Consider the following 22,509-nt stretch of genomic DNA (forward strand, 5'->3'; position numbering starts at 1 on the left):
GTAAGCGCTCCATAAACCCCACCTGCCCATAGGCCGCAGATCATTGGATGCTGAGCTCCCGTTTTCACTGGAGTTCATCCCATGATGCGTCCCGATGCCAAGGTGCAGAAGGTCTACCTCTACCCAAAGCCCGTCGACTTCCGCAAATCCATCAACGGCCTGGCCGCCTTGGTCGAGCTGGACATCAAGGTGGAAGTGTTCAACCCGGTGCTGTTCGTGTTCCTCAATCGCACGCGCAGCCAGGTCAAGATTCTCTACTGGGAGCGCAACGGTTTCTGCCTGTGGCTCAAGCGACTGGAAGCCGAGCGCTTCAAGACCAAGCCCGATGCAGGCGACGAGGCCATCGAGCTGACGGTTGACGAACTGAACTGGCTGCTCGACGGAATTGACCTGTGGCGCAATCGTCCGCACCAGGTACTGACGCCGCGGTTCGTGGCCTGAGCCGGTATAATCCAGCGCCATGAAATTTGGCGCCGACAACCTTCCTAACGATCCCGTCCTGCTCAAGGCCTTGGTGCTGCAATTGCAGGAGCAGGTCGCCCTGCTGCGGCACAAGCTGTTCTCACCCAAGTCCGAGCGCAGCCCTGAAGATGCCGACTCACCGCAGCTGGCCATGTTCAACGAGGCCGAAGAGCTGGTCGAAGAGCCGACTGCCGAGCCAGCCGAAGCTGAAGCCGAAGAAGTCGTTGCGCCGATCAAGCGTCGTGGCAAGCGCAAGCCGCTGCCGGCCAATCTGCCGCGCGTCGAAGTCGTCCATGAACTGCCCGAGCACGAACTGACCTGCGCCTGCGGCGCCTGCAAGCAGGTGATTGGAGAAGAGACCAGCGAGCAACTGGAGATCATCCCGATGCAGGTGCGGGTTATCCGTCATATCCGCAAGACTTACGCCTGCAAGGCCTGCGAAACCGCACCGGTCACCGCCGACAAACCGGCCCAACTGATCGAGAAGAGCCTGGCTAGTCCCAGCGTGTTGGCGATGCTGCTGACCACCAAGTACGCCGACGGCATCCCGCTGTACCGTTTCGAGAAAATGCTCGGTCGCCACGGCATCGACATTCCCCGCCAGACCCTGGCGCGCTGGGTGATCCAAAGTGGCGAGCAGCTGCAGCCGCTGCTCAACCTGATGCGCGACAAACTGCTGGACTACCCGGTGCTGCACTGTGACGAAACCCGCCTGCAGGTGCTGCACGAACCCGGACGCGATCCCACCGCGCAGTCCTGGATGTGGGTGCAAAGCGGCGGGCCGCCAGATAAGCCGGTGATCCTCTTCGACTACACCACCAGCCGCGCGCAGGAGGTACCGCTGCGCCTGCTCGATGGTTATCACGGCTACCTGATGACTGACGACTACGCTGGCTACAACGCCGTGGCCGTGCAAGAGGGCATCGAGCGGTTGGCCTGCTGGGCGCATGCGCGGCGCAAGTTCGTCGAGGCGCAGAAAGTGCAGCCCAAGGGCAAGACCGGCCGTGCCGACATGGCGCTGAACCTGATCAATAAGCTCTACAGCATCGAACGTGAACTGAAGGACGCCAGCGATGCCGAGCGGCAGGCCACCCGAGTGCAACGCAGCCAACCGCTGCTCGATCAACTCAAGGCCTGGCTGGACAAGACCCAGCCGCAGGTTGCTGGGCAGACGGCTCTGGGTAAGGCCGTAAACTACCTGGCCAGCAACTGGGGCCGGCTGGTGCGTTACGTCGAAGGTGGAAACCTGCCCATCGATAACAACCGCGCCGAAAACGCCATCCGCCCGTTCGTCATCGGTCGCAAGAACTGGTTGTTCAGCGACACGCCCAAGGGCGCCACGGCCAGCGCACAGATCTACAGCCTGATCGAAACCGCCAAGGCCAACGGCCAAGAGCCTTACGCCTGGCTGCGCCACATCCTCGAACACCTGCCAACGGCACAGAGCGTCGAGGACTACGAAGCGCTGCTGCCGTGGAACTGCTCGCCGGCTTCTGCCTTTGCTTCCTGAAAACAAACCCCGTCCACTAGGACGGGGTTTATGGAGCGCTTACATAGTATGTAGAATCATAGTATGCATAGACTGACAGTGGGCAGATGCCCGTCAAGCCTCAGCAATGCACCCTTGTCACCATATTCGCTGCCAACGTGCGAAGGAGACGCCTTGAGCTCGGCCTCTCGCAAGAAGAGCTAGCCGAGGCCGCAGGTGTGCATCGTACTTATGTGGGGATGTTAGAGAGGGGGGGGAGAAAAACGTGACGATCTACAATATCGAGCGTATTGCACAAGCCCTGAGCTTAGAACCTGCCGCATTACTTACAACGCATTAACAAACGTCCTCAGACTCAAAGAATCCCCGCCCAAAAACAAAACCCCTGACAAGCAGGGGTTTAAAACTAATAATTATTTAACTAGAAGAGGCTAAGCGAGACCGCCCAAGAGTGACCTGACCACTTACCATGTACGGCCTTAACTTCCTTAACCGCCGATAGTAAGCCAAAAGCACTCTAATCTGTTGCAATGCATTTGCTTCTATAGCATTGAATTCCTCTCTATACTGCTCCCAAAGCATGACAGAAAAGAACTGATCAACAAAGCTTACAAGCTGCTGAACAACGCCATCAGTTAGGAAAATATCTACCTGACGCCTTTCATCTTCGAAGCCGCCAAGATTATTTTCTGAAAAGTAGCGATAGACCCTTCTATAGAACAACTCTAAATCATTAAAAACATCATCATCGCAAATTCTAACAGCCGCACGCTCAATCTGAGCAGCCATTCGCGGCAACATATTTAACCTTATGTGCCCGGGCGAGTTAAATCTCAGCTCAGCCACCCAAGGCCGATGAATCGATGGTATAACTGACTTCAATCCACTAAAAATATTAACAGCGCTAAAGCCGCCAGTCCATTTCGCCATTACCCTCGCAAGAGTACCTCTGACCGCCTCTCGCCCTAAGTGCTCAAGACCGTAGTGAAATGAATATAGCTGCTGATATAGCTTGGGCACTAACGAAAGATCGTCTATGTACAACTCACGATCCAAGCCAATAAAATAATCATCAGTTACATCAACAGCTAACTGCCGCGCAGCAGGCGTTGCTATATCAAAAGTCAGATAGGAATTCTCAGACGGCTGATATTCTTCGGGAAGTTGCTGAAAAGTAGTTTTGACGAAGGCAGATCTTCTAGCAGACGCCCCCATATCAAAAACAGTTAACCAGTCCGCACGCTCAAATAATTCCCGCAAAGAAAGCAGGCCATCTAAGTACCCCCTTAAATCTGCACGCACCACTGGAACCATACACCACCGATTCCGCGAAGCCGTACAATCAAGCCAAGAATAGAGAACGTCATCCCCCTCTTCACTTTTGAATAAACTAAGGAGAGGGCCATCAAAGTCTATTAAGTCGGCATTCCACGTATGCTTCGGGATGTTCCGACCATCAATTCTTCGCCCATCCACTCGCAAGAAAGACATTATGGAATCTCCCCAGCCAAAGAGAATGAGAGGAGAAAGTCATAACTAGCATATGGATGGAAATCAAAATGTTGCCGTTCATCCACTGGCGTACATAGGCCATCCTGTGGCGTCAAATCTGCGCGCGCCACATACCCGCCAAATATCTTGCGCGCACGCCTAAAGTGACTTTCCAGATGCTGAAATGCTGTAACGCTTCCGGCATAAGATGCATGCATAGAAAGGGCCCAACAGGAGCACTTCTCTTCGGAGTCTGCTGCCCTGAGAAAGCGAGGCGGATTCTTAACAGCCTGGGGCAGGAAGCATTCCCGACTTGGGCTTCCTGCGACCCAGCGCCAAGCCTCGCGATTCACACCCACGGCTGATGCAGGTGGGCATTGATCAACACCAGCCGCAATCTGAGCGACTTCATTCTGATAAGCGAGAACCATCCTTTGTTCCGATACTCCGCAAGAATCATGGTTATGTGGGCCGCAGCTTAGTAGAAAACTGCGCGAGCTGCACCACCGAGCCACTTATGTTAAGTCGTGAGCGCGCACGGTTCAGGATGTCCCAAACCACGCGCCCAATTCGCTCGACTGAAAAATACAGGCCGGCAACATCACAGGCCATCAGCCCCTAGGGCCGACTCGCTTGTCGTTGCCACGTTGTAAACCGCAACGTAAATTCTCTATGAACCATCAACCAGCCCCATCAGGGTGTGACACTGCAGAGCTGGTGCTGGGCCTCAAGCGCAGGGATTTAGCGGCTTGTAGAGGGGACGTAGATTCACGGTTGACCATCCCCCCGGCTCCACCAAATACACATCTAAAGACGTCCACGGACGTCTTTTTTTGTGCCTGAAACCCAGCAAATACGGGGCTTTCAGCACCTATAGCGTCCTAAGACATCCGACAGCATCCGCGCATTTCTGTATTCCTAATGGTATTCCAGGCATACAGGTGTTAATTTCAGGAATACAGAATCTCCTCCTGGAATACCAATGGGCGCCAAAAGCACACGTCTATCTGAAGCCAAAATTAAAGCTGCGAAGCCCAGAGATAAAGATTACGTTCTGAGCGATGGCGGCGGCCTTCAATTGCGAGTGAGAATCATTGGCTCAAAGCTGTGGAACTTTAATTACCACCACCCCATAACTAAAAAGCGCATCAACATGGGGCTTGGCATTTACCCTGAACTCTCCCTGGCACAGGCCAGGAAAATGACAGTGGACGCGAGAGAGCTGCTTGCCTTGGGGGTAGACCCGAAAGAGCATCGGGAAGCGTCGGGACGTGCCAAGAAGGCTGCAACCGAGCACACGTTCCAGAACGTAGCTACAGCCTGGTATGAGCTGAAAAAAGACTCCGTGACACAGGCCTACGCCGAGGACATCTGGCGTTCACTGACGCTGCACGTATTCCCAGACTTGGGTACAACACCGATCTCAGCCATCAGTGCACCACAGGTCATCAACCTGCTTCGGCCACTCGAAACCAAGGGTAGCCTTGAGACCGTTAAACGGCTGACGCAACGGCTCAACGAGATCATGACCTACGGGGTCAGCTCTGGACTGATCCATGCCAACCCGCTCAGCGGCATCCGCTCTGTCTTCAAGAAACCAAAAAAGAAAAACATGGCTGCACTGCCCCCAGATGAGCTGAACGAGCTCATGGTGGCAATTGCCAATGCCAGCATAAAAAGAACGACCCGCTGCCTGATCGAATGGCAACTTCACACCATGACCCGACCAGCGGAGGCAGCTACCACTCGATGGGCAGACATCGACTTTGAAAAGAAAATCTGGACGATCCCAGCTGAGCGGATGAAGAAACGCCGCACTCACATGATTCCGCTCACGGAACAGGCTCTCGCGTTACTGGAAGCAATCAAACCCTACAGTGGGCACCCCCACCACCATCCGCGTAGTCTGCAACAACACCCTGACCATCGCCCTGGACGGCACCAGTCGTGCGATCAAGGTTCCGCACAGCACCCGCTTCGATGGCGACCTGGTGAAGAAGCAGCTCGGTATCGCCGTCTCGCAATGGGATGACTTTATGTACCGCATGCGCCACTTGGCGGAACGCAAGGTGCAGTGGCATGAGGCACTGGGCTTCTTTATGAACGTGATGTGTGAGACCAGCCCGACCGGTCCGCTTCCTGAACAGCTGCCGAACGAGCGCGCTCTGCGCAAAGTGCAGGAGCTGTACGAAGGCCGTGGCCGGGGGAGCCAGCTGGACTCAGCACGCGGCACTGCCTGGGGCCTGCTCAATGCCGTGACCGAGTACGTCGATCACGAGCGCCGGGCACGCAGCACAGAGTACCGCCTCGACTCTGCCTGGTTCGGCCAAGGTGCCCAGATCAAGCAACGCGCATTGGATACAGCCCTGCAATTGGTCGCCTGACCTTTTATCCACCCCCACCATAACGCCCGACCCGCTTCGCTGCAGGTCGGGCGTTTCTATTTCTGCAAGGTGAACGCTATGAAAGCTACTTCATTGAATCGCAGCACCAGCAAAACCCGTCCGGCTCTGCGCCTGGTCAGCACCAAGGAGCTGCCGCGCGAGGACTGGCTGCAGATCCGCAAGCAAGGTATCGGTAGTTCGGACGCTGCGGCAGCAGTCGGTCTGAACCCGTACAAGTCGCAACTGGAGCTGTGGATGGAAAAGACGGGGCGTGATGCCGGCATGCCAAAGGCTGATCCTCAGGATGAGGAAAGCCCGATGTACTGGGGCAATGTGCTGGAACCCATCGTGGCCTGGCATTACAGCAAGCGCACTAGGAATAAGGTACGGCGCATCAACGCCGTGCTGCAGCACGCGGATCCGGAGCTGCCCTGGATGCTGGCCAACATCGACCGCGAGGTGATCGGGGCCGACGATGTGCAGATCCTTGAATGCAAGACAGCCGGCATAAACGGGGCACGCCTCTGGAAAGAGGGCGTGCCGGAGTATGTACAGCTGCAGGTAATGCACCAGCTCGCCGTCACCGGCAAGCAGGCCGCGGATGTCGCCGTGCTGCTTGGCGGCCAGACGCTGGAGATTCACCGCATCGAACGGGACGAGCAGATGATCGCCCGCCTGATCGAGCTGGAACGCCGGTTCTGGCAGTACGTGGAAACCGACACGCCACCACCGGCTGATGGCACCGCTTCGGCAGAGTCAGCACTGCGCTGCCTCTACCCGGAGGACAACGGTCAGATCGTCGACTTCAGCCAGCATGCCGGACTCAGCGCGGCTTACATCGAGCTGAAAGCCGTTCGCCAGTCGATTGCCGACAGGGAAAAGCGTGAGGCTGAACTTAAGCAGATGCTGCAGCAGGCCATGGGCGACGCCAGTCGGGCTGAGTTCACCAGCGGCTATGTCAGCTGGCGCAAAGCCAAGGACAGCATCGGCCTCGATGTTGCTCAACTGCTCAAGGACAAACCCTACCTGCAGGCCAAGTACCCACTGCTGAAGCAGGGTGCACGGCGCTTCCTGGTCGGCTGAACCGCCACTACTCCAACCATTCCCTCCCCTTGGCCAGTCCATGCAGTTCGCGCTGCGTGGCTGGCTTTTTTCATTTCCAGGAGACTCACCATGCTCAAAGGTCTGGCTATCACTCCGCCGGTGCTCGGGCGGATTTCCATCGGTAAGGTCATCGAGAAAAACGGCAAGCGCCTGCCGGAGAAGGATGACCAATTCACCATCACCTCCCAGGTGCAGGGTAAGGACGGCTGGCTGCTGCACCCGCTCAATGAAGAGCTGCGTCTGGGCAAGGACGACAAGCTGCGCAGCATTCCGGTACGTCTTTTGTTCAACGAGCCGGAGCTGAATTTCCGAGCCGACTACACGCTGTTCGACCGACAATCGGGCCGACCTGTTTGCGTCGGCAATGGCGAGACCTGCAAACGAGTCACTCAGGATGGCATGCAGTCGTTGCCTTGCCCGTCGCCGGATGCCTGCCCACTGGCGAAAGGTGGTGCCTGCAAGCCCTATGGCCGGCTGAATGTAGTCATTGGCGATGAGGATCCGCTGGGCAGCTTTGTGTTCCGCACCACCGGCTTCAACAGCATCCGCACCCTGGCTGCTCGACTGCATTACTTCCAGGCCATCTCGGGTAACCGACTGGCCTGTCTGCCGCTGGAACTGCGCCTGCGTGGCAAGTCGACACGCCAGAGCCATGGCACACCGATCTTCTACGCCGACCTGACAGTACGCGGTGGCATGGACATGGCTGAAGCACTGGTGACAGCAAGCGAACTCGACTCGCGTCGTCAGGCAGCCGGCTTCAATCAGGTCGCTTTGGATGAGGCGGCACGACGCGGCTTCGGCAACGGAGCCTTCGAGGACAGCGAGGAGGATGTCGGTGCCATCGTAGAGGAGTTCTTCGCCAATCCGGATGCGACATCCGACAGTCAGAGCAGCACCGCCCCGCCTGCCCCCAACTCACTGGCAGGCAAGCTGGAGGTACTCGCCACTCAAACCCACTAACCTTGCGCCTGCTCACTCCGGGCAGGCCTTCGGAGATTCGAGATGACACTACTGAGATTTTTGCTGTGCCTATTCACTTTCATCGGCGCGATGGCTGCAGCAGGCGCGATGGTTATCAGCGTTCTGCTTATGCTGCGCTTCCCACCGCTGCTGGTCGCTGTGTTCTTGGCCTGCTGGATCCTCTGCAAACTTCTAAAAGCCTTTCGCAAGCCGGGCCAAACCAAAGCCACAACCTTTTCAGCCCAGTAATACGACCATGCCACCATACAAGCCGAGTTGAACAAACACTACGAAGGCGGCTGGGAGCAGTTCCAAGCAGATCTGATATTGGACAGCCAGCGACAGTAACGATCCGAGCAATGTATAGATATATGGATCGTGGCCTTTCGTAAAGACGGGGGCGAAGACGCAAGATCGTCGGTGGTCAACCAGACGAATGGAAATATTGGTGCAGCAAAGGCAAATTTCCATAAGCTCAGGCTACCGATAAAGAGGGACTTCGATCCCTCTTTATTATCTCCACTTCGGACAGCCCCTGAATCGCCCCAGCTTTCCTAGACGACTACTTTTGGTCGATTACAACCGTTCAAGAAAGGCAATTATCCGCCAGAGGCTGTAATTCCGAAGTAATTAAGTTTCTGCCCACGCCAGTGGGGATAGTAACTAGGTTTTCTTATGGCTCCTCATTTCACTCAACATTAAGGCCAACGGCCTGGCAGTAGCGATCCAGCAGGGTTTGGGTGTCGATCGCGCGGCGGATGGCGCTTTCGCGGGCGCTTCCTTGCGGCTCCCGAACCAAGGTGCAGAAGTGTTCGACCAGATGTACGGCCTGCGGCTGCTCAGTGGCCACGTCAATGTGCTGGAACTCGTCTGGCGAGGCCATGCCCTGGCGCAGGGTGTAGCGGTTCATGTATTTAGGGTTATCGAAGGCGAAGCCGTCTTTCCAGTCCAGTACATAGTCGTCGATCTGAATCAGGCCGCTGTCGCCGAGAATGTCCAAATCCATCTGGCAGACGCCGGCGTCGTAACCGAAGTCGAAGCTAGAGGTCTGGCTACTGGCGAACACGACCAGGCCGCTGCCGCCGACAAAGGCGCCGGTTTCTGGGTCACGACGCACAGCGGCGTGCACATTGAGTACCTCACCGCTCGGACGCAGGTATTCAACGATGGCGCGCATGCTGTACCAGGCCATGTCGCCGATTGCGCCTGTGGGCTCTTTGACGGGGTCGAAGCGGATATTGCTGCGATCCATAAAAGGGAAGAAGAACGAGGTGTTGACGCGCTGTGCTTTGCCAACCAGCTTGTCTTGGCGACTCTGGACTTCGGCGGTGCGCGGGTGGTGGGTGAAGTGCGTTGCATCCATGAAGGCTAGGCCCTTTGCCTGCGCCCGGGCGGCGATGCGGCGTGCCGAGTCGGCACTGATAAAGGGCTTCTCGCTGATCAGGTGCTTGTCGTTATCCAGCACGGCCAGGCAGATCTCTTCGCGCCCGGCGGTGGGGGTGGCGACATACACCACGTCGATGTCGTCGGCCTGTACCAGCGCCTGCCAGTCGGCGTGCACGCTGGGGATATCGTGTTCCCAGGCAAAGACGCGTGCGCTTTCTTCGCGGCGGCTGGCCACAGCCACTAGCTGAGCGCTGGGGGCTTGCTGAACGGCCTTGGCGATGACACGGGCAATCATGCCGCTGCCGATAATGCCGAATCTTAGGGTAGTCATAGGTGTGTTCCTTGTGGGCTTACCGGGTAGAGAGGTATTCGTCTAGGGCATGCAGCACGTGGATGCGCGCCGGCTCGGCCAGGCAGCCTTCACAGCGTGCTACGTGCGCAGCAAAGTGCAGCGATTGCAGGTGCGCATCGAAGGCGGCTTGGTCGACGTAGGTTTCCAACAGGTGGAAGGTATTGGCGTCGATACTGTCGCGGTACAGGTCGTAGCTCAGGTTGCCGGGCTCGAGGCGTGAGTGTTGAGTCAGTTCCTGTAGTGAGGTGGCTACATGCTGGTTGCACTCGGGCAGGACAACGACGCTGGCAATGACGTGCAGGCTCATACAGGCTCCTGATCTGAGTGGACAGTGAGCGGGGCATGGTCGACCTTGATCAGCCACTTGCCACCCTGGCCAGCTTTGACGGCGGCCAGGGCCCTGGGCAGGTTGGCGTAGTCGTCTAGGTGTAGGGCGGGCGTGGTCAGATTGCCGTCGCGCAGTTGCTCCAGCAGTTGCCGGCCGGCCTGGCGGATTTGCACCCAGTCGGCGGCGCTGGCGTGGTCATGCATGCTGCCCAGCGCCACTTCGTGGCACGACAGCGCTGTGCCGAAGGCCGGTAGCGGGGCCTGCTCCAGACGGTCCTGGATGCACACCAGGTGGCCGTTGTAACCGAGCAGCGGCGCCAGATTGCGTGCGTGCTCGCCGCTCACGGTGTCAAACAGGGCGTACAGGCTGCGTTCGCCGAGGGCGGCCTGCAGGGCCACACTCCATTGGCTGTCGCGATAGTCGAAGCTGCCGCTCACGCCCATGGCACTCAGTGGGCCATGGTGGCGTGGCGCCGCCGTAACCCACACGCGCCAGCCGCGCGCCACCGCCAGCTGCACGAGGAACAGGCCCACGGCGCCGCCGGCGCCGATGATCAGCACATCGCGCTGGCCGGCATCTGGGACTTTGGCTTGTGCCTGCCAGGCGGTCAGGCCCGGGCAAGGCAGCGCGGCGGCCTGTTCACTAGCAACGCCTTCCGGAACTTGAAGCAACGCACCGACAGCGAGGCGAGTGAAAGGCGCGAAGCTACCGTCGCACTTAAGCCATTGGTGATAGGCTACGCGGCTGCCCAACGGCAGGCTGACCCCGGCGCCACGGGCGACCACGATGCCCATACCATCGACGCCCGGTATATGCCCAGGTCGCCAATCGGGATGGCCGCGCTCGATCATCTTCCAGTCCACCGGATTGAGGCCGATAACCTGGTTGGCGACGATCACTTCGCCGGCTTGCGGGGCTACCAGCGCTTTGCTGTGCAGCTCTAACTGGCCGGGACCTTGCCAGCTCCAAACCTGTTGCGATTCCGGAAGGTGGTACTCAAACATGCGCTGCTCCTTAGTGATGGAAGCACGGCAAGACATATTCGCCGAGCTCCTCAAGGGTTTCTTGCAGGGGGCGCTGGTTGCGACGTAGGTGCAGACCGACATGGTCGACGCCGGCGGCGCGCATGGCGTGCAGCTCGGCGATCAGACCCTCGCGGCCCACAGCCGCTCCGAAGCGATGGCGGCGCAGCGGGGCCTGGGGGCCATCTAGCAGGTCGAGATGGATGAAGCTGACGTAAGGTTTGCTGCCGGCGACGTCGCGCCACAGGGCGCAGCGGCGTCGATGGTCGTCCGGGGTGCCGGGGTAGGCGAGCCAGCCGTCGAGGTGCTCGCCGGCCCAGGCTGGGGTCTGCTGGGCCAGCCCGGCGACCAGTAGCGGCAGGCGTTGCTGCGCGGGTGCCGGCAACAATTGCACACCATCCGGCAGTTGCCCTGCGCCACCGCTGCGCAGTAACTCGACCTGCGCGCGGAAGGCCTCGCCGCGGTTGTCGAAGTCAGCTCCGAACACCGGGTACTCGACCGGACGATCACCACTGGCGACACCTAGCAAGAGGCGACCTCCGCTAAGCTGGTCGATGCTTACTGCGGCCTTGAGCGTCAGCCAGGGTTGGCGCAGCGGCAGTACCACGGCGGCGGTACCGAGCAAAATACGCTCGGTAATGCCAGCTAGGTAACCCAGATAGCTGAAGGCCTCAAATACCTGCGCGGCATCGCCGAACTGAGGGTCGTAAAGTGGTACATCGCGTACCCACAGGGCACGAAAGCCTAGAGAATCGACCTGGCGGGCCAGCTTGGCATGCTGGCGCAGGTCCGGCACACCGTGTGGGCGGCCATCCCGCAGGCGGGCATTTTGCCCTGCCGGCGACCAGTCGTTATCCAGCGGCAGTTCGACGCCGATGCTGAAGCCGCCTTGGCAGAGTTGTGATAGAGCTTGCATTGTCTGACTCCTCAACCTCAGTGGCCGACCGTCAGACCACTGTTGGCGCTGGGGTTGGCGGTCGTCGGGTTGAGGCGATCCAGGCGACCACTCCAGAAGGTGAGGATCAGCGCACCCAGTACTACCAAGGCACCAATCCATGCGGTGTGGATCAGTCCGATGTCGGCGACGATATGCCCACCCAGCCAGGCGCCGCCGGCGATACCGAGGTTGAAGGCAGCGATGTTCAAGCCCGAGGCTACATCCACAGCTTGCGGGCTGAAGTGTTCGGCCTGGCGCACCACGTATAGCTGCAGGCCCGGCACGTTGCCGAAGGCCACTGCACCCCAAAGCAACACGGTGCCCAGTGCCAGCCAAGAGTTACTGGCAGTGAAGCTGAGCAATAACAACACGCCGGCGAGCAGCGTGAAGATCAGTTTCAGTGCGCCGATTGGCCCGCGCTGATCGGCCAGCTTGCCACCCCAGATATTGCCTACCGCCACCGACAAGCCGTAGACAAGCAGCACCAGGCTGACGGCGCCTGCGCTAAAACCACTGATGTCCTGCAGGATGGGGGCGAGGAAGGTAAACGCAGTGAAGGTGCCGCCATAACCCAGCGCCGTCATCGCATATACCAGCAGCAGGCGCGGCTGCTTTAGCACCGCAAGCTGGGTCAGCAGCGAGGCCGGAGGGGTATGCTGGATTTTTCGCGGCACAAACAGCAGGCTACCGATAAAGGCGATCACGCCCAGCGCCGACACCGCCAGGAAGGTCTCGCGCCAGCCGAAGTGCTGGCCGATAAAGGTTCCCAGCGGCACGCCGGTGACTAGAGCCACGGTCAGCCCGGTGAACATGATGGCAATCGCGCTGGCGGCTTTTTCTTTAGGCACCAGGCTGGTGGCGATGGTCGAACCGATTGAGAAGAACACCCCATGCGCAACGCCGGTAACGATGCGCGCGATGATGAGCGACTCATACCCTGGCGCCTGCCAGGCCAGCAGGTTGCCGGCCGTGAACAGCAGCATCAGGCCCAGTAGCAGAGCCTTTCGCGGAACCTTGCCGGTCAGCGCGGTGAGCAGCGGCGCGCCCACGGCAACGCCCAATGCATAGAGACTGACCAATAGGCCAGCGGCAGGGATGTCGACGCCGAGGTCGGTAGCGACGGTGGGGATCAGGCCAACGATCACGAACTCAGTCGTGCCGATGGCAAAGGCGCTTAGGGTAAGCGCCAAGAGAGCAATAGGCATGGGATGACTCCACAGAAGATTGAAGGCGCTCAGTATCCGCGGCAGACTAATGCGGAAAAACCAGCAAAACCGGCAAAGACTTTTGACTGAAGATCAACAATGAAAATCAGCCTGGAAGAGATGCTTGCTTTCGTCAGCGTGGTCGACACTGGCTCGATCAGCGCCGCAGCCGAGCAGCTGCAGCAGACCGCATCGGGAGTAAGCCGCGCACTCGGTCGTCTGGAAGGAAAACTCGCAGTGACCCTGCTGCGCCGAACCACGCGACGTCTAGAGCTGACCGAAGAGGGTCAGGTGTTCCTCACCCAAGCGCGTCGAATTCTGGCCAGTGTGGAAGAGGCCGAAGAGCAGATGGCGCTGCGCCGGCAGGTGCCGGCAGGGCGCCTGCGAGTGAACACCGCATCGCCCTTCATGCTGCATGTGATAGTGCCGCTGATCGGCGATTTTCGCGCGCAGTACCCACAGATCGAGCTGGAGTTGAACAGCGACGACCGCTTTATCGACCTTCTTGAGCGACGTACCGACCTGGCGATTCGTATAGGTACCCTGGCCGACTCCAGCCTGCATGCGCGGCCGTTGTGCGCCAGTCGCCGGCGCGTGCTGGCAAGCCCTGCCTACCTTGAGCGCCACGGCATTCCGGTCTCAGTCGAAGCACTGGAGGGACACAGCCTGATCGGCTTTACCGAGCCGGAGAGCCTTAATGAATGGCCGCTGCGTCACGACCAGAGTGATCATTGGAAGATTACTCCGACTCTGCGCGCTTCAAGCGGTGACACCCATCGGGCGTTGGCATTAGCCGGGCAGGGTCTGGTTTGCTTATCTGACTTCATGACTGAGGCCGATCGCACTCGCGGCGATCTGGTCGAGGTGCTAGCCGAGCAGCGGGTCGAGGTGCGTCAGCCGATCAATGCAGTTTACTACCGCAACAGCCCCTTAGCCTCGCGAATTACTTGCTTCCTTGACTTCCTCAGCGAGCGACTTAGGGGAAAAATTAAGTAGACACTTGGTAACAGCTGACTTGAGCCGCTGCCGACATTTATAAAACTGAATGGATCAAAAGCGATCAGGTTACATGTTCTGATCAGTGTGAATCGCCCCGAGACATCCGAGAGACTGTTTGGGGCCGATGTCTGTTGCGATGATCGGCTACGTCAGCCAGCTTCCGATTGAACGAGGAGGAATCAATCAATCACTACTTCCTCATCCGCCACTTCTTCGTACTCCATCTGGTGGCGTGTCCATTCCGCAGCAACGACCGGGTTTTCACGGATCTGCTGCTCAATCTGTAGCGTCTCGCGGTACTCGCGCGCCTGAGCGGTCATGGTCCACTGTGTCTGCACGCCCAGCTCCTCAAGCTCCTGCCTAATGTCGGTAATTCCCAGGCGGAAGAACTCTTTGCGCGGATTGACCTTGTTCACCTGCTGACGCAGGAAGTGGCGATGTAGCTGTTTCTCCAGACTCGGGGCGTCCTCGCTGAAGATCATGGCGTGCACGTCAAATTCAAAGGGCACGCTGGCATCACCCAGCTCGCGAATGCGGTCAGCAGGCTCCAGACGCCGGGTCATACCGATTTTGAACACGTCCTCGCCGAATGAGCCGATGTTAGAGATGACATAGACGTGGCCGGTGCGGGTTTGCTGGGCCATCGACAACGCACGCTGGTTCTTCTCCTCGGCCTGGCGCAACTGTTCCTGCAGTGCAGCCAACTTGGCTTCAAACTCTGCCCGCTGTGCCTCGGAAGCTGCAGCCACCTGAGCCTCGACCTTTTCCATGGCTTTGCGCAGGTTCTGCTCTTCCTTGGCCGCTTCTTTGATGGCGCGCTCGTACTCGCGACGGGCCTTCTCCTCTTCGCGAATCTGCTCACGCAGCCGGCGCTGCTCCTCACGCTCCTGTTCGCGAATCGCCTGGGCAGTGGCAGCCCAACGCAACTCCTCCAAGCGGGCCTGCAGGTAGGCTTCAGTGACCCTGGCATTGCGGAATGAAGCGCCGTTGACGTTAACCAGGGCGAACGAGTCCCTGATCTCTTTCTCAAGCATGCCGTGGTTGTCCGATTTGGCCCGGGAGAGAATCGAGTCCACCTTGCCATTGAAGGCATCCGTGACAAATCGGATCGCCGTCGAACGCCGGTTTGCCTCGGCATAGTCACAAACAGCGGCCTGCCCATTCTTGACCATGATCTTGGAAAGCTCGCGGGCATCTTTAAGCTTCTGACCAGCCTCGGTGTAGCCGATCTCCTCCGCCAGATCATCCAGCAGGTGGTAGGTCGGGATGATGTACGAATCGCCGTAGCCTTCGATCTTGTTCTTGATCGCGGCAGCCGCCTCCGTCAGCTCCTTCAAACGCCCGACAGCACCATAGGCCTCACCGGCAATCTCTTCGGCTTTTGCATGCGCAGAGCTGACAATGCGCTCAGCCTCAAGCAATGCAGCTGATAGGCGCGCCTCCGCCTGCTCCAGGCGCTGCCGAGTGGTCTTGAGCATCGAGTCTTTCTGCGATTTGATTTCTTCATCCAGCCGGGCAACCTCAGCCTCCACATCGGCAAGAGCCTGGTAGCGCTCCAACTGCGCCTGGAGAGTCGCCAGCCTGTTGCCTTGATCGACATAACGCTGAGCAGCTACCCGAGCCTCATCAAGCAACGCCTGGATTTCACGTCGCTGCGCTTCAGTCAACTCACCGAGCTGCTTGATTCTTTCCTGCAGCTGGCTGCGCTCTAGTAGCAGCGTTGCTCTGGCTTTCTGGTGTTTGGCACTCTGGACAACGAAATAGATCCAGGCGCACCATGCCAAGGCTGGCAACCAACCTTGCGAGCCGCAGCGTATTCATTGTGGCTGGGGGCGCTTGCTGATTGGCCACACCTATCCACGGGCTGAGGCGCTGGCCACGGATTTACTGGGTGAGCAACCTGGCCAGCGCGATATCGCGCTCTATGTGGCAGCGCCCCAGCAGGTGCTGGCCTATGCGCCGCAGCAACTGTTTCTTGATCCCTCGGATACCCTGCGCCTGTGGTTCAGTGATTACCGCCCGGCTCGCCGACGCTTTCGCGGCTTCAGTATTCGTCCCGTACAGACGAGCAGCGACTGGTCTGCTGTCAATTGCCTCTATGTACAACGCGGCATGCTGCCGGTGGATGTTGAACAACTTACTCCCCGAGAGCAGGGCGGGCCCAGTTACTGGTTGGCGGAGGATGCCCGCGGCGCAGTAATCGGCAGCGTCATGGGGCTCAATCATCGCAAGGCGTTTGATGACCCGGAGGGCGGTAGCAGCCTGTGGTGCCTGGCGGTCGCCGCCGACTGTCCGTGTCCGGGGGTGGGCGAGGCGCTGGTGCGCCACCTGGTTGAGCATGGCATGAGTCGCGGTTTGAGTTATCTGGATCTGTCGGTGCTGCATGACAACCAGCAAGCCAAGGCGCTTTACCGCAAGCTGGGTTTCCGGCCTCTGCAAACGTTTGCCATCAAGCGCCGCAACGGCATTAACCAGGCCCTGTTCCTCGGCCCTGGTCCGGATGCTGCGCTGAATCCCTATGCGCGGATCATCGTCGACGAGGCGCAACGCCGGGGTATCGAGGTGCAGGTCGATGATGCGCCGGGGGGGCTGTTCACGCTGAGCCACGGGGGGCGGTGGATACGCTGTCGGGAATCGCTGTCAGACCTGACCAGTGCGGTGAGCATGACGCTCTGCGCCGATAAGCAGTTGACCCATCGAGCCTGGGCCCAGGCCGGTCTTAGCCAGCCCGCCCAGCAGTTGGCCGCAGGCGCGCCGGCCAATGCCGAGTTCCTGGCGCGGCATGGGCGGGTTGTGGTCAAGCCGGTCAATGGCGAGCAGGGCCAGGGCGTGGCCGTGGACCTGCGGGATGCCGAGGCCTTGGAGCGGGCGATTATGCGTGCCCGACAGTTCGATGCTCGTGTGCTGCTGGAGAGCTATCACCCCGGCCATGATCTGCGCATCGTGGTCATCGGCTATGAGGTGGTTGCTGCAGCTATCCGACATCCGGCCATGGTGGTAGGCGACGGTCTGCACCGTATCGAGCAACTGATCGAAGCCCAGAGCCGCCGCCGTGCTGCCGCTACGGCCGGGGAGAGTCGAATTCCGCTGGACGAGGAAACCCTGCGCACCCTGCGTGATGCCGGCTATGCCCTCGACAGCATCCTGCCGGCCGGTACGCGCCTGGCGGTACGCAAGACAGCCAACTTGCATACCGGCGGCACGCTGGAAGATGTCACTGCGCGCCTGCATCCACAGCTGTCCGAGGCGGCAGTCCGTGCTGCGCGGGCGTTGGAGATTCCGGTCGTCGGCCTGGATCTGCTGGTCGAGTCGGCAGACCGGCCGGCTTACGTGCTGATCGAAGCCAACGAGCGGGTCGGGCTGGCCAACCATGAGCCACAGCCGACGGCCGAACGCTTCATCGATCTTCTGTTTCCCCTCAGTTGCCCACAGGGCTAGGAGCCACCATGCGCTTGCCTGCACCTGACCTGGACTACCTGCGTCGCGTCCTGCTGGAAATGCTCGCCATTCCCAGTCCCACCGGTTTCACCGATACGCTGGTGCGTTATGTGGCCGAGCGTCTTGACGAACTCGGCATCCCCTATGAACTCACGCGTCGTGGCACCATTCGCGCCACACTCAAGGGGCGCCTGTCGAGCCCGGATCGGGCCGTCTCGGCGCACCTGGATACGATTGGCGCCAGTGTGCGCGAGATCAAGGATAGCGGCCGTCTGGCCCTGGCCATGATCGGTTGCTGGTCCAGTCGCTTTGCCGAGGGCAGCCGGGTCAGTCTGTTTACCGACCACGGCGTGCTGCGTGGCAGCGTGTTGCCTCTGCTGGCTTCCGGGCACGCCTTCAATACGGCCATCGATGAACTGCCGATCAGTTGGGACAATGTCGAGCTACGTCTGGATGCCGACTGCAGCAATCGCGCTGCTGCCGAGGCGCTGGGGGTCTCGATCGGTGATTTCGTCGCGTTCGATCCGTTACCGGAGTTCAGCGAAAGTGGGCATATCAGTTCGCGCCATCTGGACGACAAGGCAGGGGTTGCCGCGCTGCTCTGTGCGCTCAAGCAGATTGTCGAATCAGGACTGACTCCCGAGATCGACTGCCATCCGCTGTTCACCATTACCGAGGAAATTGGCTCCGGTGCCGCGGCTGCCTTGCCCTGGGATGTCAGTGAATTTGTCGGCATCGACATTGCTCCGGTTGCCCCGGGCCAGCAGTCCAGCGAGCATTGCGTCAGCGTGGCCATGCAGGATTCGGGCGGCCCCTATGACTATCACCTGACCCGGCATCTGTTGCGGCTGGCCGCGGAGCAGGCTATTCCGGTGCATCGCGACCTGTTTCGCTACTACCACAGCGATGCCCAGTCGGCGATTGCCGCAGGGCATGATATCCGCACGGCGCTGCTGGCCTTTGGCTGCGATGCCACCCATGGCTACGAGCGCACCCACATCGACAGTCTGCTGGGGCTGACGCAACTGCTCAGCGCCTACCTGATGAGCCCGCCGGTATTTGCCAGTGATGCCCAGCCGGCGCAAAACCATTCCCTGCAACGCTTCAGCCGCCAGATCGAATGCGATACGCAAATGGCTTGTGAAACCCAGTTGCCCACGCTGGGCAGCCTGCTGGAGGTTGGCGGCGATGAGCCGACGGCCTGACAACGGGGCGATTGTCCGGTTGGCTCCGCGTCGCGCCTGCCTGTCACGACGCGGAGCAAGACCGGTCCGGCCGTCTGCAACGCTTTAGGCGGCGACCCGGGGTGCGCGACTCGGCCGGCTGTAGAGGTGCCAGGCTTCGGGGGCCAGGGCATCCACGGCGGTATCGACGTAGTGGTAATCAGCGGGAATGCCATCGCCACTGCGGAACAGGCGCAGTTCCAGGTGCTCCTGCGCGCGTTGCGGGTCGGTGGGGACTTCCACCCAGCAGCACACCTGCTTGGTGACCAGCACATACTCCGCCTTGAGTAGGCGCCAGCCTTGTGGCAGGCGCAGTTGCACGGGCGAGGCATCGGTAGGAAGGATGTGCTTGTGAACGGTTTTCATCGTCTGGCGCTCCGTACGGGTAGGGGACAGGCACAGACTAGGGAAATCCGACAGGCGTAGAACAATGGATTTTATGTGCTGGTTGAATTGCTGATCAGCAATGAATCACCTTCACAGACGAACTCACTGAAGGCCGCGGCCACCGGCGACAGCGCCTTGCCCCGCCAGCGCACCAGATACCAGCGGTTGGGGATGGGGAACTGCTCCACCTCCAGTTCCACCAGATTACCCGGCGCGGTATGCACCAAGGTATGCCGCGATACGATGGCAATACCCAGCCCGGCGGCCACCGACTCCTTGATCGCCTCGTTGCTTTCGATGGTCATGCGCGGCCGCAGGCTCCAGCCAAAGCGGGCAAAGTGCTCTTCGATGGCCCGGCGGGTGCCCGAACCGGTTTCCCGGCTGATGAACGGTTCCTCGGCCAGATCCTCCCAGCGCAGTCGTTTGCCGGCCAGGCGGTGGGCGGCCGGAGCGATCACCACCAGCGGATTGTCGGCCAGCGGCGTGGCGACGATATCCAGGTGCTGCGGCGGCTGGCTGAACACATAGAGGTCATCGAGATTGTCCTGCAGACGGCGGATCACCTCGGAGCGGTTGGCGATGTTGAACTGCACCTCGACCTGCGGGTAGCTGCGGCAGAACGGCCCGAGCAGGCGCGGCACCAGATACTTGGCCGTGGTCACCACGCCCAGCCGCAGCTGGCCGGCGGTCAGCCCGCGCAACTGGCCCAGACGCATTTCCAGACGGTCCAGAGCATCGAACAGCTCGCGGGTTCCCTGCAGCACCTCACGGCCGGCATCGGTCAGGTGCAGGCGCTTGCCGATCTGCTCGAACAGACTTAGCCCCAGCGCCTGCTCCAGCTTGCCGAGCTGGGTCGATACCGACGGCTGGGCCAGGTGCAGGGCGTGGGCGGCCTCGGTGACGCTGAGTCGCTCGGCCACCTCGCGGAAGATTTCCAGCTGGCGGAAGGTGGTCTGGCGGGTGTGGAAGCGGGATTTATCCATCGTCTTTAGGCAATGCTTTAGCTGATTAAATTCGATTATTAACAATCAATCTTGCTGGCCAGAATAGCCTCGAATCCCCTGACTGACGAGGCGCATCATGCACAAGACTCCCATCGCCGTGGCCTACGGCGACGGCATCGGCCCGGAAATCATGGAAGCCACCCTGCGCATCCTCGATGCCGCCGGCGCCGCCATTGCGCCGGAGGTGATCGAAGTCGGCGAAGCCGTGTACAAGCGCGGCGAGCTGGCCGGCATCGCTCCCGAAGCCTGGGAATCCCTGCGCCGTACCAAGGTCTTCCTCAAGGCGCCGATCACCACCCCGCAGGGTGGCGGCTACAAGAGCCTCAACGTGACCACCCGCAAGGCGCTCGGCCTCTACGCCAACGTCCGCCCCTGCGTGGCCTACGCGCCCTTCGTGCAGACCAGGCACCCGACCATGGACCTGGTGATCGTGCGCGAGAACGAGGAGGACCTCTACGCCGGTATCGAGCACCGCCAGACCGACGAGGTGTTCCAGTGCCTCAAGCTGATCAGCCGCCCCGGCTGCGAGCGCATCGTCCGCTACGCCTTCGACTACGCCCGCCAGCAGGGCCGGCGCAAGGTCAGCTGCTTCGTCAAAGACAACATCATGAAATTCACCGACGGCCTGTTCCATCAGGTGTTCGAGGAAATCGGCCGCGAATACCCGGACCTCGAACAGGAAACCTGGATCGTCGACATCGGTGCAGCCAAGCTGGCCGACACCCCGGAGCAGTTCGACGTGGTGGTGATGCCCAACCTCTACGGCGACATCCTCTCCGACGTGGCCGCGCAGATCGCCGGCAGCGTCGGCATGGCCGGCTCGGCCAACATCGGCGAGCAGTGCGCCATGTTCGAGGCCATCCACGGCTCGGCGCCGCGGCGCGCCGGACAGAATCTGGCCAACCCCTCCGGCCTGCTGCAGGGCGCCGTGCAGATGCTGCTGCACATCGGCCAGGGTGAGGTGGCCAGCCGAGTGCAGAACGCCTGGCTGCGCACCCTCGAGGAGGGGCTGCACACCTACGACATCTTCGACCAGGCCCACAGCCGGAAAAAGCTGGGGACCCGCGAGTTCGCCGATGCGGTGATCGCCCGCCTCGGTCAGCGGCCTGAGATGCTGCGCGCGGTGGACTACCCGGCCGACAGCCGTCTGCCCCAGCGGCCGCTGCCCGAGCGCCCGCCGGCGCACAAGCAACTGGTCGGCGTCGATGTGTTCCTCCATCAGCGCGCCCTGCCGGCCGCCGAACTGGGCGTTCGCCTGCAGCGCCTGGGGGCTCACGGCCTGCCGCTGTCGGTGATCACTAACCGCGGGGTCAAGGTGTGGCCCAACGGCTTTGCCGAAACCACCTGTGTCGATCACTGGCGCTGCCGCTTCCTGGCGCCGGCCGGACAGGCGGTGGACTTCGCCGAGCTGCTCGCTCTGCAGACCCGCCTGAACCTGGCCGGCTTCGAGCCGATCAAGACCGAGAACCTCTACACCTTCGATGGCGAACCCGGTTACGCCGCCGTGCACGGCTGAGGAGACCCCATGAAACGCCTGAGCTTTCTCACCTGCCACCACAAGGCACCGCTGGTGGAAGAGGCCCTGGCCGGCTGCTGCTTCCGGGTGGAAACCCTCGACAGCCTGGACACCGACCGCTTCGGCACCTTCAGCCGCGAGGTGGAGCGCCTGGGCAGCGCCCACGAAACGGCACTGGCCAAGGCGCGGCTGGCCGCCGAGCATACTGGGAGCCGCTATGGTCTGGGCAGCGAAGGCAGCTTTGGCCGCGACCCTTACCTGGGCATGCTGGCCTGGAACAGCGAACTGCTCTGCTGGTGGGACCATGAACGCGGCTATGCGGTGTATGCCAGCCAGGGTTCCAGCGACACCAACTACGCGCACCGCGAGGTGGGCAGCCTGGAGGAGGGCCAGGCTTTCGCTCGCGCCGCCGGCTTCCCCGAGCACGGATTGATTCTCGGCCGCCCCGGCGACCCCTGGTTTCGCAAGGGCCTGCAGCACGGTGAGACGTTCGAGGGACTGCTGCGCGAAGTGCTGGCCACGCAAGCCAGCGTGTGGATCGAGACGGACATGCGTGCCCACCTCAACCCACGCCGCCAGGCGGTCATTCGCCGCGCCGCACAACGCCTGGCCGACCGCCTGAGCCAGTACTGCCCGGCCTGCCAGGCACCGGGCTACGGCATCGACCATCTGGAACATGGCCTGCCCTGCCGGGCCTGCGCCACGCCGACCACGCAGGCCGTCCGCGAGCACTGGCTGTGCCCGGCCTGTGGTCACAGCGCAACCCGTCAGCGGCCCGAACGGGCCGACCCCGTCCACTGCCCCAGCTGCAATCCCTGA

Annotated in this window: 19 protein-coding genes and 3 pseudogenes; 13 read left to right on the plus strand and 9 right to left on the minus strand. The window is 60.6% G+C overall.

Features of this window, described 5'->3' with window-relative positions:
- Window positions 1-81 precede the first annotated feature (81 nt).
- The 3 genes from tnpB (at window position 82) to CW360_RS14810 (ending at window position 2,220) form a co-directional block, all read left to right on the plus strand.
- Window positions 82-441, plus strand: coding sequence for an IS66 family insertion sequence element accessory protein TnpB (gene tnpB / locus CW360_RS14800; protein ID WP_058151328.1), 360 nt, complete (start codon window positions 82-84; stop codon window positions 439-441).
- A 19-nt stretch (window positions 442-460) separates the two neighbouring features.
- Window positions 461-1,972: an IS66 family transposase gene (tnpC, locus tag CW360_RS14805; RefSeq protein ID WP_101192531.1), complete on the plus strand. Its 1,512-nt coding sequence runs from the start codon at window positions 461-463 to the stop codon at window positions 1,970-1,972.
- Between the two features lie 86 nt (window positions 1,973-2,058).
- On the plus strand, window positions 2,059-2,220 hold the full coding sequence (locus CW360_RS14810; protein WP_425439773.1) for a helix-turn-helix domain-containing protein: 162 nt from the start codon (window positions 2,059-2,061) through the stop codon (window positions 2,218-2,220).
- Window positions 2,221-2,368: 148 nt separating this feature from the next.
- On the opposite strand, the gene CW360_RS16865 is transcribed toward CW360_RS14810, so the two are convergent.
- Window positions 2,369-3,442 (minus strand): hypothetical protein, encoded by a 1,074-nt coding sequence (locus tag CW360_RS16865; protein WP_157825311.1) that lies wholly within the window; start codon window positions 3,440-3,442, stop codon window positions 2,369-2,371.
- 982 nt (window positions 3,443-4,424) lie between these two features.
- On the opposite strand from CW360_RS16865, the pseudogene CW360_RS14815 reads away from it, so the two are divergent.
- From CW360_RS14815 to CW360_RS14835, 5 genes and pseudogenes are all read left to right on the plus strand, one after another.
- Window positions 4,425-5,327: pseudogene (locus CW360_RS14815) on the plus strand (phage integrase central domain-containing protein); the annotation flags it as partial.
- Window positions 5,317-5,826: pseudogene (locus CW360_RS14820) on the plus strand (DUF932 domain-containing protein); the annotation flags it as partial. The pseudogenes CW360_RS14815 and CW360_RS14820, both read left to right, overlap by 11 nt.
- A gap of 78 nt (window positions 5,827-5,904) precedes the next feature.
- Entirely contained in the window at window positions 5,905-6,909 is a 1,005-nt protein-coding gene (locus CW360_RS14825; RefSeq protein WP_101194240.1) for a YqaJ viral recombinase family nuclease, read from the plus strand.
- A 90-nt stretch (window positions 6,910-6,999) separates the two neighbouring features.
- Window positions 7,000-7,893 carry a recombination directionality factor gene (locus tag CW360_RS14830; protein ID WP_101194241.1) on the plus strand — a complete coding sequence of 298 codons (894 nt, stop codon included), beginning with the start codon at window positions 7,000-7,002 and terminating at the stop codon, window positions 7,891-7,893.
- 42 nt (window positions 7,894-7,935) lie between these two features.
- The gene (locus tag CW360_RS14835; protein WP_101194242.1) at window positions 7,936-8,142 is read left to right on the plus strand and encodes a hypothetical protein; all 207 of its coding nucleotides are present in this window, start codon (window positions 7,936-7,938) and stop codon (window positions 8,140-8,142) included.
- Window positions 8,143-8,581: 439 nt separating this feature from the next.
- Here CW360_RS14835 and CW360_RS14840 read toward each other — a convergent pair whose 3' ends face one another.
- Genes CW360_RS14840 through CW360_RS14860 form a run of 5 tightly spaced genes read right to left on the minus strand, consistent with a single transcriptional unit; the run spans window position 8,582 to window position 13,123 of the window.
- Window positions 8,582-9,610 carry a Gfo/Idh/MocA family protein gene (locus CW360_RS14840; protein ID WP_101194243.1) on the minus strand — a complete coding sequence of 343 codons (1,029 nt, stop codon included), beginning with the start codon at window positions 9,608-9,610 and terminating at the stop codon, window positions 8,582-8,584.
- Between the two features lie 19 nt (window positions 9,611-9,629).
- Window positions 9,630-9,938, minus strand: coding sequence for a putative quinol monooxygenase (locus tag CW360_RS14845; protein ID WP_101194244.1), 309 nt, complete (start codon window positions 9,936-9,938; stop codon window positions 9,630-9,632).
- Window positions 9,935-10,963 carry a zinc-binding dehydrogenase gene (locus CW360_RS14850; protein WP_101194245.1) on the minus strand — a complete coding sequence of 343 codons (1,029 nt, stop codon included), beginning with the start codon at window positions 10,961-10,963 and terminating at the stop codon, window positions 9,935-9,937. The genes CW360_RS14845 and CW360_RS14850 overlap by 4 nt, the downstream gene beginning before the upstream one ends.
- Window positions 10,964-10,973: 10 nt before the next feature.
- Window positions 10,974-11,897, minus strand: a complete 924-nt coding sequence (locus CW360_RS14855; protein ID WP_101194246.1) for a TIGR03571 family LLM class oxidoreductase — start codon at window positions 11,895-11,897, stop codon at window positions 10,974-10,976.
- Between the two features lie 17 nt (window positions 11,898-11,914).
- Window positions 11,915-13,123 (minus strand): MFS transporter, encoded by a 1,209-nt coding sequence (locus CW360_RS14860; RefSeq protein WP_101194247.1) that lies wholly within the window; start codon window positions 13,121-13,123, stop codon window positions 11,915-11,917.
- 99 nt (window positions 13,124-13,222) lie between these two features.
- Between CW360_RS14860 and CW360_RS14865 the strand changes: the two genes are divergently transcribed.
- Window positions 13,223-14,119 (plus strand): LysR family transcriptional regulator, encoded by an 897-nt coding sequence (locus CW360_RS14865; protein ID WP_101194248.1) that lies wholly within the window; start codon window positions 13,223-13,225, stop codon window positions 14,117-14,119.
- Window positions 14,120-14,301: 182 nt separating this feature from the next.
- Here the strand turns inward: CW360_RS14865 and CW360_RS14870 are convergent, their stop codons facing one another.
- Complete coding sequence (locus tag CW360_RS14870) at window positions 14,302-15,906, minus strand: SNIPE associated domain-containing protein (protein ID WP_245874733.1); 1,605 nt, start codon at window positions 15,904-15,906, stop codon at window positions 14,302-14,304.
- A 13-nt stretch (window positions 15,907-15,919) separates the two neighbouring features.
- On the opposite strand from CW360_RS14870, the pseudogene ngg reads away from it, so the two are divergent.
- Window positions 15,920-17,560 (plus strand): annotated as a pseudogene (gene ngg / locus CW360_RS14875) (N-acetylglutaminylglutamine synthetase); the annotation flags it as partial.
- A gap of 8 nt (window positions 17,561-17,568) precedes the next feature.
- The gene (locus CW360_RS14880; RefSeq protein ID WP_101194250.1) at window positions 17,569-18,765 is read left to right on the plus strand and encodes an osmoprotectant NAGGN system M42 family peptidase; all 1,197 of its coding nucleotides are present in this window, start codon (window positions 17,569-17,571) and stop codon (window positions 18,763-18,765) included.
- A gap of 84 nt (window positions 18,766-18,849) precedes the next feature.
- Here the strand turns inward: CW360_RS14880 and CW360_RS14885 are convergent, their stop codons facing one another.
- Both CW360_RS14885 and CW360_RS14890 read right to left on the minus strand, forming a co-directional pair.
- Window positions 18,850-19,149: a DUF7352 domain-containing protein gene (locus tag CW360_RS14885; protein WP_101194251.1), complete on the minus strand. Its 300-nt coding sequence runs from the start codon at window positions 19,147-19,149 to the stop codon at window positions 18,850-18,852.
- A gap of 71 nt (window positions 19,150-19,220) precedes the next feature.
- Window positions 19,221-20,153, minus strand: coding sequence for a LysR family transcriptional regulator (locus tag CW360_RS14890; protein ID WP_101194252.1), 933 nt, complete (start codon window positions 20,151-20,153; stop codon window positions 19,221-19,223).
- Window positions 20,154-20,250: 97 nt separating this feature from the next.
- Between CW360_RS14890 and CW360_RS14895 the strand changes: the two genes are divergently transcribed.
- On the plus strand, window positions 20,251-21,690 hold the full coding sequence (locus CW360_RS14895) for an NADP-dependent isocitrate dehydrogenase (RefSeq protein ID WP_101194253.1): 1,440 nt from the start codon (window positions 20,251-20,253) through the stop codon (window positions 21,688-21,690).
- A gap of 9 nt (window positions 21,691-21,699) precedes the next feature.
- Complete coding sequence (locus CW360_RS14900) at window positions 21,700-22,509, plus strand: DUF6671 family protein (RefSeq protein WP_101194254.1); 810 nt, start codon at window positions 21,700-21,702, stop codon at window positions 22,507-22,509.

It is taken from the genome of Pseudomonas fluvialis, assembly GCF_002835605.1.
Lineage (GTDB): Bacteria > Pseudomonadota > Gammaproteobacteria > Pseudomonadales > Pseudomonadaceae > Aquipseudomonas > Aquipseudomonas fluvialis.